The following is a 15,971-nucleotide window of genomic DNA, read 5'->3' on the forward strand; positions in this document are numbered from 1 at the left end:
TCTTACAAACTTTTTAATGCTGATTTGATAATTTGTTCTACAGTAACTTCTGGATTTTGCTGCACGATGTTTTTTACTACTTTTTCGGTAGCTTTTCGAACAAACCCAAGTACTTCTAATGCAGATAACGCTTCTTCTGCATTTGTATTGTTTAAAGGTGCAGATAAATCTTCTAAACCATATAATTTTTGTACTTTTTCTTGTAGATCAATGATAACGCGTTGGGCGGTTTTTAAGCCAATTCCTTTGATAGATTGTATGGTTTTCACATCGTTTGAAGCAATTGCATTGATTAAATCTTTTGGAGCCACATATGAAAGCATGTTTCGAGCGGTGTTGCCGCCAATCCCTGAAACCGAAAGCAATAACTTAAAAAGCTCGCGTTCTACCTTATCCATAAATCCATACAAAATATGCGCATCTTCTTTGATTTGCAGGTATGTATATATCTGAATGGCCTCGGCATCTTTTATTAAAGAATAAGAATGCAACGAAATATGAACTTGATAGCCAATTCCGTTGCAATCTATAATAATATCTGTAGGAGTTTTTTCAACCAATCTGCCTTTTAAAAACGCAATCATTTCTTATCATTTAATTTTCATCAAAAATAGAAAATTTAATTAATATAATACGTTTTGTGAATTTGGTTTGCTTTTAAGCGTTTACACACTTTTTTTCTTTAAACTTTTTTGTTGGGCATCAATCACCGCCACAGCAGTCATATTCACCATTTCATCTACGCTGGCACCTAATTGAAACACATGCACAGGCGCATCCAACCCTAACAAAATAGGGCCGATGGATGTGGCTCCGTTTAATTCTTTTAGCATTTTATAGGTGGTATTTGCCGTATCTAAATTTGGAAAAACCAATGTATTTACCTTTTTACCGACTAATTTTGAAAACGGAAACTTGTCTTTTAACATTTCTTGATTCAGTGCAAAATCGATTTGAATTTCGCCATCAACCACCATTTCCGGATAATTTTCATGCAACATTTCAACCGCTTTACGCATTTTTCTTGGTGTTTCTTCTTTTGATGAACCAAAGTTTCCATACGAAATCATTGCCACTACCGGATCCAATCCAAACATTTTAACAGTGTGGTTGGTCATTAATGCAATTTTAGCAATTTCTTCGGAAGTTGGATTGGGGTTTACAGCAGTATCGGCCAAAAACATTGGTCCTCGGCGCGTAAGCATTAAATTGGTCGATGCCACTTTTGACACACCACTTACGCGAGGAATTAAATCTAAAACCGGTTTTAAGGCAGACGGATAACTTCTTGAATAGCCCGTTAGCATAGCATCTGCTTCGCCTTGCAACACCATCATCGATGCAAAATAGCTGCGGTCGCGCATCAGCTTTTCTGCATCAATTTTTGTAATTCCTCTGCGTTCTCTCGACTTCCAAAAGAACTCTGTATATCGTTTTCTTCGCTCGCTTTCTTCATTGATTTTAGGGTCAATAATCAGTACATCGGCATCAAAACCAATTTCCACTTTTAATTCTAAAATCACTTCTTTATTTCCTAACAAAATAGGAATTGCAATTCCTTCTTCGTAAGCAATTTGCGCTGCTTTTAAAACATTTAATTGATCGGCTTCGGTATAAACCACTTTTTTAGGGTTCATTTTGGCACGATTCATCAGCATACGCACCAATTTATTGTCGGATCCCATACGGTCTGACAATTCATCGCGGTATGCTTCCCAATTAGTAATCGATTCTGTAGCCACACCCGATTCCATTGCTGCTTTTGCCACAGCTGGCGGAATTTCGGTCATTAAACGCGGATCAAACGGTTTTGGGATGATATAATCTTTTCCAAAGCTTAATTTGCGTTCGCCATAGGCAATATTTACTTGCTCAGGCACCGATTCTTTTGCCAATTTCGCCAAAGCATAAACGGCAGCCAGTTTCATTTCTTCGTTGATTTTTGTAGCACGCACATCTAGCGCCCCACGGAAAATAAATGGAAACCCTAAAACATTGTTTACTTGGTTAGGAAAATCGGAACGCCCCGTACCCATGATAATGTCATCGCGCGTTGCCATTGCCAATTCGTAAGCAATTTCAGGGTTTGGATTTGCCATTGCCAATACAATTGGGTTTGCTGCCATTGTTTTTAGCATTTCTGGTGTTACCACATTTGCGGCTGATAAACCAATAAACACATCGGCATCTTTCATGGCATCTTCCAGCGTGTGAATGTCGCGATTGGTTGCCCAAGCAGCTTTAGAAGGATCTAAGTTTTCACGATCGGTGCGAATAACGCCTTTACTGTCTAGCATGACAATGTTTTCTTTTAAAGCGCCAACCGATATATACATTTGTGTACACGAAATGGCAGCAGCACCGGCACCATTTACCACAATTTTCACATCTTTGATCTGTTTATTTTGCAGTTCGCAGGCATTGATTAATGCCGCACCCGAAATGATAGCAGTACCGTGTTGGTCATCGTGCATCACAGGGATATTCATTTCTTCTTTCAGGCGGCGTTCAATTTCAAAACATTCTGGTGCTTTGATGTCTTCTAAGTTAATGCCTCCGAAAGTAGGCTCTAATGCTTTTACAATATTTACAAATTCGTCAACGTTTTTAGTATCTACTTCGATATCAAACACATCGATGTCGGCAAAAATTTTAAACAACAAACCTTTACCTTCCATTACCGGTTTTGATGCTTGCGCGCCAATATCGCCCAGACCTAAAACAGCCGTTCCGTTACTAATTACCGCTACTAAGTTGCCTTTTGCGGTGTATTTATACGCATTTTCAGGATTTTTTTCGATTTCTAAACAAGGTTCTGCAACACCTGGTGAGTAGGCCAATGCTAAATCGCGTTGTGTACTGGTTGCTTTTGTAGGTACTACGGCAATTTTACCGGGTTTTGGTTTAGCGTGGTATAATAAAGCTTCTCTTCTTTTTGAATCTTTGTGCATGATTTTGTTTTTTGATAAGTAACAAATATAACAAGCTTAAAACAAGAACGAAAAAGATTTGATTATTTTTTTTTGAAGAAATGAAATAACAGATCGTATTACACAAGATTTTTGTTGTTTGATGAAAATGTTATTAAAACACCATTGCCGAAACATTAATAATTATAAAACAAAAGAAATGATTCTTTTTTTTAACATTTTAAATATAATTGGTATATTGCGGGTATATATGTTAGTAGCAGTCTTAAAAAGAAATAATAGTGTAATTTAATGGTAAGAAAAAAAATAAATCCAAATAGAGATAGAGATTTTGTTAACGGTTTAGATTTAACTAAGGAAAAGGTATATCCAAAATTTCTAAAAACAATTGAACTTGAACCATTTCGACATATTAAATCACTAAAAGTAAATTTTAATCATCCTATATCGGTTATATCTGGAACTAACAGATCAGGTAAATCTACTATATTAATGGCCATCGCTTGTAGTCATTTCAACTTCATTAAAAGAAATTCACAAAATGGTAATTTAGAAAGACATACTTGGGGTTCTTTAATGCAATTTACAAATAGAGATATTCAAACGGAAGATTGGACTTACCATATAACTTACAAGCTAGGCGACAAAACTGAAAGAAAAAGAGGACAAAGAAAAAAGACAACAAAAAAGTGGAATGGAATTGGAAAAAAAGAATCCCAATTTGATTTTCGAGATGTCGTTTTTATTGACTTAGATAGAATATCACCAGCTAGAAATTTTAGTAAAGTTATATACAATAAATCAAAAAAATCAATAGGAACACAAATCTCACCTTCTAATTCAGCATTAATTGAAGAATATATTTCCTATATTTTAGAAGAAACGTTCACTTTAAATAAATTAGCAACTTACCAAGATAAGGATATATTTAAGTACAAAAATGTTAATGAGTATTCAAGTTATAATGCAGCTACCGGAGAAGAAGTTCTTGCGAAAATAATCATTGACATAGTTGAAGCTAAGAAAGATTCTTTAATTCTGATTGATGAGATAGAAGTCGGATTACACCCAAAAGTTCAAAGAAAACTTATTGAAGTTTTATATAACATTTCACAAAATGATAATAAACAATTTATTTTAACATCTCATTCTCAAACAATATTATCAAGCCTGCCTGATATTTCAAGAGTTTTTCTTGAAAAAGATTATCATGGAAATTTTAAATGTATACAAAATATTAGTGTAAATGCTGCTTTATCAAAAATGGATTCACAATCTTATCCTTTGATTGATTTGTATTGTGAAGATGATATAGCGAAGAAAATAATTAGCAAGATTTTACAAAATTTACAAACTACTCATAATTTAACTAATGTAAAGAACTTAGTAAACATAATTGTTAGTGGTAGTGCTGAAAAAACTCATAATTATTTTATTGTACATAAAGAAACTTATGATTATAAAAAAATTAAAACTGGATTTGCTTGTATTTTAGATGGTGATATGAGAAATAATTATGCTTTAGATGATAATTTACATTTCTTATACTCTAGTAAAAGTCCTGAATATTTTTTAACAAAAGAGTATTTAAACGTTAATCCTAATTCAACTTTAGACTATCATTTAAAGAATTCTGACAATCATTGTTTATTTGACAAAATGAATGAATTGAATATAGGTAACACAAAAGATGAAGTTTTCGAGTTATGTTGGTCAGTTTTTAAAGATACCCCAGATGGAATTATTTATATAAACGAGCTTGAAAATTTTATAATTCAAATGTTACAAAAATATTCTCCTCACTTATGATTTTCACTAACACTATATTAAAAAATAGTGTACCAAGTAAAACATAATCCCCTACTGGCGCCAACATCTTGCAATTATAGGAAACACAAGCGTGACGCTTACGTTAGCGTGCGAGAAAATAGATACAAAAAAATTAAAAATCGTCTTTATTCAAAAACCCAATATTCCGCATCAACCCCGAAAATTTGGTACGTTTCATGGGTGATATTACAACTTATACTGTATCGATAACAAAACAGCACGTGGAAATATATATATAATTGTATTACTTGTTGTAAAATCAGAAAAACTAACTTCGTTTTTAATACCTGTATTTAATAAGTTATTTCCTTTAAGCATAAAAGTCCAAGCAGAATTTTCTTTGTGAAATTCACAATAGGCATTTGCTTGTTCTACAATTGTTTTGGTGTTTTGAAAAGCCGTCTTAGACCAGTTATAATCGGCTTTTGCTATAAAATGCTTTAAAAATTTGCTTTCAACCTTTGCAGAAAACCAATCGGTATATGATTTGTTATCAACACTGCTGTATAATTGACTAAACGACTTCGTGTAACTTAAATTGATATTAGGTGCTTGTTTGAACAATGTTTTGAAACCGCTACCAATGCTTTGGGAATTTCTTTTAGAAGGAACATCTATATTGTTGGTTACTTGTGTGTATGTACTAAACCCTAAGCTTGCATTGGCGTTAACTTCTATTTTTTTTAGGCGTTTACTTGCATAAGCAGAAAAATCTATGTTGGTGTCGGGTTGGTTGCTCATCACGGTGGTGTATAATTGATCAATACCATTTAAATCTACCTGATTGCGGATGTTTTTACTACGTTGACTGTAATTGATTGAAGTGTGAATATTTATTCCAGAATATATATTGAATTTAGAATATTGAAGACTAGCGTTTTGGTATTGTAAATTTTGCAGCAGTGCATTTCCTCTAAACAAAGCGTTGAACGAATTTACTTGCCAGCGATTGGCATAATTCTTTGCATCTAAATATGAATTTTTTATTGAATAAAAGAAATTCATTGACTCTGAATTATTAAATTCATATCCTAATTTAACTTCTGGTTCAATTGTGTTTTTCTCAAAAGTGAACCGCTGTGTTGGATAGGTGTTTTGAAGTTGGTAATGATGTATGAAAATACCTATAGTTGAAGTAAATTTTTTGTATAAAAACTTATATTCAATACCAGCAAACGGGTTATTTAAACGGTATGTCAACTGATTTCCAAAACCAAAATCTTCTAGATTATTCCAGTTACTGTTATTGGTGTAGTTATTTTGAGTGTTTAAATCGGTAAAAGTGCCATTATAACCTAGTGTGGTATAAAAATGGTGCTTTTTAGCAGCAATCCAATAGTGTTTTGCATTTATTTGAATGGTGTTTTGGTTTACTGTTTGTATTTCATTAAGCAAATAATGATCTGCTGTTTGCCAAGGAATATATGATGATAAAAAGGCTTTGTTTGAAAACCAATTGTATTGTGGTGTTTCTTTATTAAATGAATGTACAATTCCGAATGATGTTTTATGTTTTCTATTAATTGTTTTAAGATATTCAAATAGTTGAGATAAACTAAAGTTAACAGAGTTACTTTTAATATCAAGTTTATTGTTTGAGTTGTTATTTTGCGATAAAATGTTACCACTGTTGTTATTGTTTGTTGCGGCAAATTGCAGGTTGTAATTAAAGGTTGTGTTCTTGTCTTTTTTGTAATCAGCGATTATTTTACCTGATAACAACCTATTTCTTTGATTAAAGGAACTCCATCGGTTTTCAAAACTGATTATATCTGACTGCAAATAGTTTATATATTGCTCTGTTTGTGAACGAATCCAGTTTTTATTCATTAAAAAAACACCTTTTACATCCCATTTTTTACTAAAAGCATATCGAATATCACTCGCTATAAATTGATTCTTATTTTCAAGCACATTAGTTTTGGGTTCTAAGTAAGTATATAAGTTAATCAATTGTTGCTGATTAATAGTACTACGAACAAATACACTTTTAAATCCTTCAAAACGATTAACATCATCATAGGTTAACTGTTGTGAACCAAAATTGTTGGCGTTTGTAATAAAACTCCAATTAAAACGTGAAGAATAATAAAAAGTTGTAGCATTTGCATCATAATACTTGTTATTTCCATAACCAGCTCGTATATCTCCAAAAACAAATTTCTTTTTATCTTCTTTTAGTTTAATATTCATTGCCAAATCATCAGACCCTGAAACTTCTTTCATGTGGGCAACTTCGGTAAAATGGTCAATTACTTCCACTTTATCCACCGCATCGGCAGGAATGTTTTCTACGCCCAATTTAGTGCCGCCACCAAAAAAACTATTGCCTTCTACCATGAATTGGGTAACGGTTTTGCCTTGAACTTTTATTTTCCCACTATCAGTTACTTCCACACCGGGTAGTTTTTGTAATTGGTCTTTTAGTTTGCGTTCGGTGCCGTTCATAAAAGCAGCCACATCATAAATAAGCGTATCTTTTTTAACGATAACAGGTTGGTAATCGTAATCTATTACAATTTCTTCTAATAATTCGTCTTTGGGTGTAAGTATAAAATCATAAGTAGCTGGAGCATTTTGGTAATTGTATTCCAAAGAGAAGCTTTCATAGCCCATATAGTTTACGGTGATGGTGTAATTGGTTTCTTTATTTAATTCAAGCTTATATCGCCCTAAATGATCGGTAATAGTAAATTGGGTTTTTGTTGCACTATCAATCGCTTTAGCTATAATAGTAGCATTTTCTAAAGGAGTATTAACTTCAGATGTTACAATACCTTTAAGCGTTTGTGCATTTGCAAAAGAAGTATAAAAAAATAAAATGTAAATATATAGTGTTTTCAATTTTCGGATTGTTTAAATAATCTCTAAAAATTTGAATTTTAATAACCAAGTTGTTGTTTTAATAATTCAATGTATCGCTCATCAGATAGTTCATCTCCTTCAAATGTAACAGCATCAATATCTATTGTATTGTCATTAAACTTAATCTTTTCTAACTTAAAAATTTGATAATTATTAAAAACGCTATAAACAACTAAACCTGGTAGATTTGTAAAGTACTTGGGACCTATTGGATAAGGAATTTCTGGCGTAAACCAAGCTTCGATAGGATATGATTTAAGAGGGTTGATAACGTCTTTGTAAACACCAGTCGCCTTTATACAGGTGTAACCAGATATCTCTTTAGTTTCTTTGGTTACTGTCCAGATTGGGATATTGGAATCAGTAAAAACATACTTTTTGTCAAATTCGGTATTATATTGAAACTTCTTAGTTTTATATATATATTTCACAGGATCGTAACATCCTCCTATGGCGTCAGACATATCTTTGATGTTGTTCTCAACATTGTAAGAAGTATAGTAGGAGTTTTGGTTGTTAAAATACAGATAGAATTCATTGTCTTCTGCCAAAGGTCCAATATTGTCTTTCTGTTGGGTGCTACCGGTGATAGGGTTTGCTTCTATTTTTAAAGAATAAACAGCTTTGTGTGTTTGGCAATAGCAGCTATTTAGAAATAAAACAAAACTTAAAAGTAAAATTGGTTTCATATCAAATAATTTTGAGTTAGAGTAAGGAGGAATGGTTCATTCCTCCTTAAATATTAAGCTGTAATAGGTGATCGAGATATGGTGTCTGGTTGACGTTCATAAGTTTTTGTAGTTGATCTACCTTGAATGCATCCGTCATAATAAGCCTTTCTTAGCTTACTAGCTTCTCCTGGAGTAAGACCGTCTTGATCATTAATGTATTCATCTGCTTTTTTATCGCAATAAGTTTTGTCAGAAGACTTTATTATTACAACTTCTTTAACCTGCGCCGAAGCACTACCTGCAAAAGCAACTATTGCTAATGCACTAAAAATTAATTTTTTCATGTTTTTTATATTTTATGTTAAACATGGTGCGATAATAATAATAATAATAATAATAATAATAATAATAATAATAATAATAATAATACCGTGCAAATTTTTATGTTAAAATAACATAAAAATGCGATGACTTTTTTATAAATATTTAATGATTCAAAAAAAACAATATTCCGCATCAACCCCGAAAATTTGGTACGTTTCATGGGTGATATTACAACTTATACTGTATCGATAACAAAACAGCACGTGGAAATATATATATAATTGTATTACTTGTTGTAAAATCAGAAAAACTAACTTCGTTTTTAATACCTGTATTTAATAAGTTATTTCCTTTAAGCATAAAAGTCCAAGCAGAATTTTCTTTGTGAAATTCACAATAGGCATTTGCTTGTTCTACAATTGTTTTGGTGTTTTGAAAAGCCGTCTTAGACCAGTTATAATCGGCTTTTGCTATAAAATGCTTTAAAAATTTGCTTTCAACCTTTGCAGAAAACCAATCGGTATATGATTTGTTATCAACACTGCTGTATAATTGACTAAACGACTTCGTGTAACTTAAATTGATATTAGGTGCTTGTTTGAACAATGTTTTGAAACCGCTACCAATGCTTTGGGAATTTCTTTTAGAAGGAACATCTATATTGTTGGTTACTTGTGTGTATGTACTAAACCCTAAGCTTGTATTGGCGTTAACTTCTATTTTTTTTAGGCGTTTACTTGCATAAGCAGAAAAATCTATGTTGGTGTCGGGTTGGTTGCTCATCACGGTGGTGTATAATTGATCAATACCATTTAAATCTACCTGATTGCGGATGTTTTTACTACGTTGACTGTAATTGATCGATGCATAGGTGTTAAGTCCTGAATACATACTAAATTTAGAATATCTTAAGTTTGCTCTTTGGTATTGTAAATTTTGCAGCAGTGCATTTCCTCTAAACAAAGCGTTGAATGAATTTACTTGCCAGCGATTGGCATAATTTTCTGCTTCTAAATAACTGTTGCTAAGGGAATAGTTTAAAACCATGCTTTCTGATTTATTAAACTCGTATTCCATTTTAATCTCTGGTTCAATTGTGTTTTTCTCAAAAGTGAACCGCTGTGTTGGATAGGTGTTTTGAAGTTGGTAATGATGTATGAAAATGCCTATAGTTGAAGTAAATTTTTTGTATAAAAACTTATATTCAATACCAGCAAACGGGTTATTTAAACGGTATGTCAACTGATTTCCAAAACCAAAATCTTCTAGATTATTCCAGTTACTGTTATTGGTGTAGTTATTCTGAGTGTTTAAATTGGTAAAAGTGCCATTATAACCTAGTGTGGTATAAAAATGGTGCTTTTTAGCAGCAATCCAATAGTGTTTCGCATTTATTTGAATGGTGTTTTGGTTTACTGTTTGTATTTCATTAAGCAAATAATGATCTGCTGCTTGCCAAGGAATATATGATGATAAAAAGGCTTTGTTTGAAAACCAATTGTATTGTGGTGTTTCTTTTTTATAAGATTGTGTAATAGCTAAAGTGCCTTTATGTTTTTTGGTAAATGTTTTGTGGAATTCTAATAATTGGGACAATGAAAAATTATCTACTTCACTAGTCGTTGTTAAACTCTTCTGTTCTAAATTTGTATTAGAAATGATTGCTCCGTTGCGGTTATTTGCTGTTGCAGCCAACTGCAGGTTGTAATTATAAGTAGTGTTTTTGTTTTGGCGAAAATCTGCTGATAATTTACCAGATAGCAACTCATTACGGTTGTTTGAACTGCTTGTGCGATTTTCAAAAGTGATGTCTTCTGCTTGTAAGTATTGTATGTTTTGATCTGTGCGGGATTGTAGCCAATTTTTATTAAAAAGCAATAAACCTTTCACATCCCATTTTTTATGAAAAGAATATCTAAAATCACTTGCAATGAATTGATTCTTATTTTCAACCACATCGGTGTTAGGATTTACATATTGATACAAATTAATTAATTGCTGTTGATTGTTTTTAATATAAACACTTCGCAAGCCTTCAAATCTAAAAACATCTTCATAAGATAATAATTGTGAACCAAAATTATTAAGATTTCCAATAAAGCTCCAATTTACTTTTGGGGTATAATAAAACAAACTGGCATGGGTTTCGTAAAAATGGTTATTGCCATAGCCGGCACGTACATCTCCAAAAACAAATTTCTTTTTATCTTCTTTTAGTTTAATATTCATTGCCAAATCATCAGACCCTGAAACTTCTTTCATGTGGGCAACTTCGGTAAAATGGTCAATTACTTCCACTTTATCCACCGCATCGGCAGGAATGTTTTCTACGCCCAATTTAGTGCCGCCACCAAAAAAGCTGTTGCCCTCTACCATGAATTGGGTTACGGTTTTGCCTTGAACTTTAACTTGACCACTATCGGTCACCTCCACACCGGGTAGCTTTTCCAATTGATCTTTTAATTTACGTTCAGTGCCGTTCATAAAAGCAGCCACATCATAAATAAGCGTATCTTTTTTAACGATAACAGGTTGATAATCGTAATCTATTACAATTTCTTCTAATAATTCGTCTTTGGGTGTAAGTATAAAATCATAAGTGGTTGGGGAATTTTGGTAATTGTATTCCAAGGTAACTCCTTCAAAACCTATATAGTTTACAGTGATGGTATAATTGGTTTCTTTATCTAATTCAAGCTTGTATCGACCTAAATAATCGGCAATGGCAAATTTCATTCCTGCTTTGCCGTCTTTTGGCTTTGCCATTACGTTGGTGTTTTCCAATGGTTCTTCCTCGGTTGTTTTTACAACACCGCTTAGGGTTTGGGCATTGCCCAAATAGATAAATAATAAAAATAAGTAAGTTAGTAAAGGTTTCAAAGATTTTATTACAGATTTTTTAGTTTTAATTGTTACCTAAAGTTGGAAACAAAATGAGTATTAATTTATTTTCTATAATACTCAACTTCTTCATTAGTTATTCTAAGAAAGTCCGCTTCATTAATTTGCTTGCCTTTTGTTATAGGCGCTATCTTTTGTGTGTAATTATTCGTAAATTCTATTTTTTTGGCAGCATACATTGTATAGCCAATTTGCAATTCCAAAATAAGTCCTGGTAAATTCATATAAATTTCAGGACCCGCTGCAACGGGAATTTCAGGTGCAAACCACGCTTCTATTTTTTGCTCATCGGGCGTAGTACCTACGGCTTTATATACTGTAAAATTATCAATACTTTTACTTTCAGCAGTTATGTTCCAATTATAGTTGGCCTTATCTTTTAATAAGTAATGTTCCGATTTAAATTCATAATAAAAGCTATAGGTGTATTCTTTATTGGTTAAATTACAATAAACACTATATTCTGGCTGCGTTGAACTTTCAATAAATAAATCGGAAAAATAGTTATAATCAATAGGTAATGAACTTATTTCAAAATAACTTTCCGTGGACGTAAAATAAAGGTTAAACTCTATTTCGCTTGCTAGCTTTTGCGCATTACGTAAAGTTTGTTTATCAATCTCACGCAATAAGGCCCTTGGGTCATCGCCAATAGTAATTTCATAAGTTACAACACCAGTGGTCTTTTGGGCAAAACAAACACTTGTAAAAAATAATAAATAAAGAAATTTTGTTTTCATAGTTTTTAATTAAAAGAGAGGCTGTCCAAAAAGTAGGACAGCCTTTTGTTTTGTTTGATTTTAAAATCTAAAAATACCTACAGCATTTTGAGCCACACTATCCCCATATGTTGAATCTAAACATTTATCGAAATTTTGATTCGCTCTTCTTGTGGCTTGATTATGTGTATAACCAATAGCTCTGTAGTAATCATAATCAACTGACCACATATCTGCACAAGGTGTGTCTGACTCTACTTTTGCAGCAGCTTCATTTTTCTCTACTTTTTCAACACTAATGATTAAGTCTCCATTTGTAGTTATTTCACTTTTTTCGACTGTGTTAGCAGCAAAAGTACTACCTGCAAAAGCAACTATTGCCAATGCACTTAAAATTAATTTTTTCATGTTTTTTATATTTTATGTTAAACATGGTGCGATAATAATAATAATAATACCATGCAAATTTTTATGTTAAAATAGCATTTTTATGTTATTTTTTTAATAAATATTCAATGATTCAAAAACCCAATATTTCGCATCAACCCCGAAAATTTGGTACGCTTTACTGCCGATTTTTTAAAAATTTCGTTGAACAGTTCGTTGGTTAAATCATTCCATTGCTGTTTGTCGTAATCAATCAAGGTGGGTTTTGGTTTAAAAAGGGGTTCGGTGTGTGGTTTTGCAAAACGGTTCCACGGACAAACATCTTGGCAGACATCACAACCATACATCCAATCATCTAACTTGCCGGAAAATTCATGGGGAATGGCATCTTTTAGTTCAATGGTTAAATACGAAATACATTTGCTGCCGTTTACCACATAAGGCGATTCTATGGCTTGTGTAGGGCAGGCATCGATGCAAGCGGTACACGAACCGCAATGGTTGGTGGTGGCGGTATCGTACATCAAATCTAAATCAATGATTAATTCGGCTACAAAAAAGAACGAGCCTTCGGTTTTTCTTATTAAATTGTTGTTTTTACCAACCCAGCCCAAACCGCTTTTTGCTGCCCAAGCTTTGTCGAGCACCGGAGCGGAATCTACAAAAACACGTCCATCAACGGCGCCTATTTCATCATTAATAAAATTCAGCAAATCTTTCAATTTGTCTTTGATTACAAAATGATAATCTTCGCCATAGGCATATTTGGAGATTTTGTAGGAATTGGGATTTTGTTGTTCGGCAGGAAAATAATTCAGCAACAACGAAACCACCGATTTTGCACCAGGAACCAACAATCGCGGATCTAATCGTTTATCGAAATGATTTTCCATATAGTTCATTTCGCCGTGCATATTGTTTTTTAACCAACTTTCTAAACGCGGGGCTTCTTCTTCTAAAAAAGTGGCTTGTGAAATTCCACAATAAGAAAAGCCCAAATCGCGGGCTTTCTGTTTTATAAATTGTGTATATTTTTCTTTGTTAGTCATAGCTACCTCATTTTCCACAGATGCACGGATACATAATTATTAGTTTTTTTACCGCATAGATTCTGTGATAACCGTTCCAAAAACTTTAGGTATGCATTGTTTTAAGTACTGCTTATAAAACCATGCGTGTTTATGTAACCTCAAAATCTATATTTCCTATGAATCTATGTGGTTAAATATTTTATTTGATATAATTTGTTTAACCATAAAAAGTTTAAATAACTCTATTTTTTATTGTGGTTTAAAAAACAGAAAAATAACTAAAAGATTTATTCATGGTCATTAAACAAACCGCCTTGCTTGCCCAGATTTTGTTTTCCCAAATGCTTGTAGGCCTTTTCGGTTACTTCACGTCCACGCGGCGTGCGGTAAATAAATCCTTCCTGAATAAGAAAAGGTTCATAGACTTCTTCAATTGTTTCGGCATTTTCTGAAACGGCTGTTGCCAATGTGGATAATCCCACGGGACCGCCTTTGAATTTATCAATAATGGTAGATAAAATTTTGTTGTCCATTTCGTCTAATCCGTATTGATCCACATTCAACGCTTTTAAGGCAAAACGCGAAATTTCGATATCGATACGTCCGTTGCCTTTAATCTGAGCAAAATCACGAACTCTTCGTAGCAACGCATTGGCAATACGAGGTGTTCCTCGGCTTCTACCCGCAATTTCAATAGCCGCTTCTATATCAATAGGAACTTTTAAAATAGTGGCGCTTCGTTCTACGATAGTGGAAAGCAATTCGATGTTGTAATATTGCAAACGACTTTGAATACCGAAACGTGCACGCATTGGCGCTGTTAGCAACCCAGAACGTGTAGTTGCCCCAACCAATGTAAACGGATTCAGGTTGATTTGAACCGAACGTGCATTGGGACCCGATTCAATCATGATATCAATCTTAAAATCTTCCATTGCCGAGTACAGATATTCTTCCACCACCGGACTTAAACGGTGAATTTCATCGATAAACAAAATATCGCGCTCTTCCAGATTGGTTAACAACCCGGCTAAATCTCCTGGCTTATCCAACACAGGCCCAGAAGTGATTTTTATACCGACATTTAATTCGTTTGCCAAAATATTAGACAAGGTTGTTTTTCCCAAACCCGGAGGTCCATGGAACAAGGTGTGGTCTAAAGCTTCGCCACGCAAATTGGCTGCTTTTACAAACACTTTTAAATTTTCTAATACCTGATCTTGCCCTGCAAAATCGTCAAACGAGAGCGGACGTAGTTTTTTTTCTACATCGATTTCTTCGTTGGAATAATTTTCATTGCTTGGGTTTAAATGCTCGTTCATAAATGCAAAGATAGTATTTTTACATATATCTTATTTAAACTTTTCAAACCACATAGGTTGATAGTTAGCCATATTTTAGAAGTCTCATATATTGATTATCTTTGGTACTACACATCATAGTTGATCGATGTTTTATCGACATAAAATCTATTTAAATACATTTTAAAAAAATCTAGGTGTTTATCTGGTTCTATTACTTTTTCAGTTTTACGAATATAAAAAAAAGCATTACAAATTAAGTCGTTGTATATTTAACGATTATTACAAATAAAATCACAAAAATGAACTGTACACTATGCGACACTTTTTTAATGGAGAAAGCCGATACCGACTATTATATCTGCACAAATTGCAATGCTTATTTAAAGTGTGACGATTTGTATTTTAATGAAGCTGAAGAGAAAAATCATTACGAACAACACAATAATGATGTGAACGATACAGGTTATCAAAATTTCACAGCTCCGGTTACTAACACCATTATTGAAAACTGTACAACCGAAATGCTTGGCTTGGATTATGGTTGTGGAAAAGGTCCGGTAATTAGTAAACAGCTTCTGGAGAAAGGATTTAAGGTTGATTTGTTTGATCCGTATTTTTATCCAGACACTTCGTACTTAAACAAGCATTATGATTACATTTTTAGTTGCGAGGTTTTTGAACATTTTTATCAGCCGTTTGAAGAACTAAAAAAATTACACAGCATATTAAAACCAAAGGGATTGTTGATTGTGAAGACGCACCTATACAACCACCAAACCGATTTTAAAAATTGGTATTACCGTAAAGACCAAACGCATGTTTTTATATACACTTTTAAAACCTTTGAATACATTGCGGAACATTTCGGGTTTGATATTGTAACCTTAACAGAAAAATTGATTGTTTTAAGGAAGCGGATATTTTAGGGATTGTTGGTTAGTGACACTTAAATTATTCGTTTATAAAAAAAGAGGAAGCTTTCGCTTCCTCTTTTTTGTTGTTATTTACA

The 15,971-nt window shown here is 33.0% G+C and carries 12 protein-coding genes; 2 read left to right on the forward strand and 10 right to left on the reverse strand.

Annotated elements, in window-relative coordinates:
- Window positions 1-2 precede the first annotated feature (2 nt).
- A complete protein-coding gene (gene ruvA / locus NPX36_RS01365; protein WP_257499648.1) occupies window positions 3-584 on the reverse strand; it encodes a Holliday junction branch migration protein RuvA in 582 nt (193 codons plus the stop codon).
- A gap of 81 nt (window positions 585-665) precedes the next feature.
- Window positions 666-2,951: an NADP-dependent malic enzyme gene (locus NPX36_RS01370; RefSeq protein ID WP_257499649.1), complete on the reverse strand. Its 2,286-nt coding sequence runs from the start codon at window positions 2,949-2,951 to the stop codon at window positions 666-668.
- Window positions 2,952-3,221: 270 nt separating this feature from the next.
- On the opposite strand from NPX36_RS01370, the gene NPX36_RS01375 reads away from it, so the two are divergent.
- Entirely contained in the window at window positions 3,222-4,739 is a 1,518-nt protein-coding gene (locus NPX36_RS01375; RefSeq protein WP_257499650.1) for an AAA family ATPase, read from the forward strand.
- Window positions 4,740-4,946: 207 nt separating this feature from the next.
- Here the strand turns inward: NPX36_RS01375 and NPX36_RS01380 are convergent, their stop codons facing one another.
- The 8 genes from NPX36_RS01380 to ruvB all read right to left on the reverse strand — a co-directional run bounded on the left by NPX36_RS01380 (window position 4,947) and on the right by ruvB (window position 14,980).
- On the reverse strand, window positions 4,947-7,604 hold the full coding sequence (locus tag NPX36_RS01380; RefSeq protein ID WP_257499651.1) for a carboxypeptidase-like regulatory domain-containing protein: 2,658 nt from the start codon (window positions 7,602-7,604) through the stop codon (window positions 4,947-4,949).
- A gap of 38 nt (window positions 7,605-7,642) precedes the next feature.
- On the reverse strand, window positions 7,643-8,314 hold the full coding sequence (locus tag NPX36_RS01385; protein ID WP_257499652.1) for a GLPGLI family protein: 672 nt from the start codon (window positions 8,312-8,314) through the stop codon (window positions 7,643-7,645).
- Between the two features lie 53 nt (window positions 8,315-8,367).
- Entirely contained in the window at window positions 8,368-8,640 is a 273-nt protein-coding gene (locus NPX36_RS01390; RefSeq protein WP_257499653.1) for a hypothetical protein, read from the reverse strand.
- A gap of 208 nt (window positions 8,641-8,848) precedes the next feature.
- Window positions 8,849-11,500 (reverse strand): carboxypeptidase-like regulatory domain-containing protein, encoded by a 2,652-nt coding sequence (locus NPX36_RS01395; RefSeq protein WP_257499654.1) that lies wholly within the window; start codon window positions 11,498-11,500, stop codon window positions 8,849-8,851.
- A gap of 65 nt (window positions 11,501-11,565) precedes the next feature.
- On the reverse strand, window positions 11,566-12,261 hold the full coding sequence (locus NPX36_RS01400; RefSeq protein ID WP_257499655.1) for a GLPGLI family protein: 696 nt from the start codon (window positions 12,259-12,261) through the stop codon (window positions 11,566-11,568).
- 60 nt (window positions 12,262-12,321) lie between these two features.
- Window positions 12,322-12,648 carry a hypothetical protein gene (locus NPX36_RS01405; protein WP_257499656.1) on the reverse strand — a complete coding sequence of 109 codons (327 nt, stop codon included), beginning with the start codon at window positions 12,646-12,648 and terminating at the stop codon, window positions 12,322-12,324.
- Window positions 12,649-12,752: 104 nt separating this feature from the next.
- Window positions 12,753-13,676 carry a tRNA epoxyqueuosine(34) reductase QueG gene (gene queG / locus NPX36_RS01410; protein WP_257499657.1) on the reverse strand — a complete coding sequence of 308 codons (924 nt, stop codon included), beginning with the start codon at window positions 13,674-13,676 and terminating at the stop codon, window positions 12,753-12,755.
- A gap of 269 nt (window positions 13,677-13,945) precedes the next feature.
- Window positions 13,946-14,980 (reverse strand): Holliday junction branch migration DNA helicase RuvB, encoded by a 1,035-nt coding sequence (gene ruvB, locus NPX36_RS01415; RefSeq protein ID WP_257499658.1) that lies wholly within the window; start codon window positions 14,978-14,980, stop codon window positions 13,946-13,948.
- A 281-nt stretch (window positions 14,981-15,261) separates the two neighbouring features.
- On the opposite strand from ruvB, the gene NPX36_RS01420 reads away from it, so the two are divergent.
- Window positions 15,262-15,888, forward strand: a complete 627-nt coding sequence (locus tag NPX36_RS01420) for a class I SAM-dependent methyltransferase (protein WP_257499659.1) — start codon at window positions 15,262-15,264, stop codon at window positions 15,886-15,888.
- Window positions 15,889-15,971 lie beyond the last annotated feature (83 nt).

The sequence above is a fragment of the Paenimyroides aestuarii genome, from assembly GCF_024628805.1.
Lineage (GTDB): Bacteria > Bacteroidota > Bacteroidia > Flavobacteriales > Flavobacteriaceae > Flavobacterium > Flavobacterium aestuarii_A.

Coding starts and splice junctions, on each gene's coding strand:
- NPX36_RS01405 (WP_257499656.1), bottom strand. CDS start 12,648: ATGAAAAAATTAATTTTAAGTGCATTGGCAATAGTTGCTTTTGCAGGT.
- NPX36_RS01420 (WP_257499659.1), top strand. CDS start 15,262: ATGAACTGTACACTATGCGACACTTTTTTAATGGAGAAAGCCGATACC.
- queG (WP_257499657.1), bottom strand. CDS start 13,676: ATGACTAACAAAGAAAAATATACACAATTTATAAAACAGAAAGCCCGC.
- NPX36_RS01375 (WP_257499650.1), top strand. CDS start 3,222: ATGGTAAGAAAAAAAATAAATCCAAATAGAGATAGAGATTTTGTTAAC.
- NPX36_RS01400 (WP_257499655.1), bottom strand. CDS start 12,261: ATGAAAACAAAATTTCTTTATTTATTATTTTTTACAAGTGTTTGTTTT.
- NPX36_RS01370 (WP_257499649.1), bottom strand. CDS start 2,951: ATGCACAAAGATTCAAAAAGAAGAGAAGCTTTATTATACCACGCTAAA.
- ruvB (WP_257499658.1), bottom strand. CDS start 14,980: ATGAACGAGCATTTAAACCCAAGCAATGAAAATTATTCCAACGAAGAA.
- NPX36_RS01390 (WP_257499653.1), bottom strand. CDS start 8,640: ATGAAAAAATTAATTTTTAGTGCATTAGCAATAGTTGCTTTTGCAGGT.
- ruvA (WP_257499648.1), bottom strand. CDS start 584: ATGATTGCGTTTTTAAAAGGCAGATTGGTTGAAAAAACTCCTACAGAT.
- NPX36_RS01385 (WP_257499652.1), bottom strand. CDS start 8,314: ATGAAACCAATTTTACTTTTAAGTTTTGTTTTATTTCTAAATAGCTGC.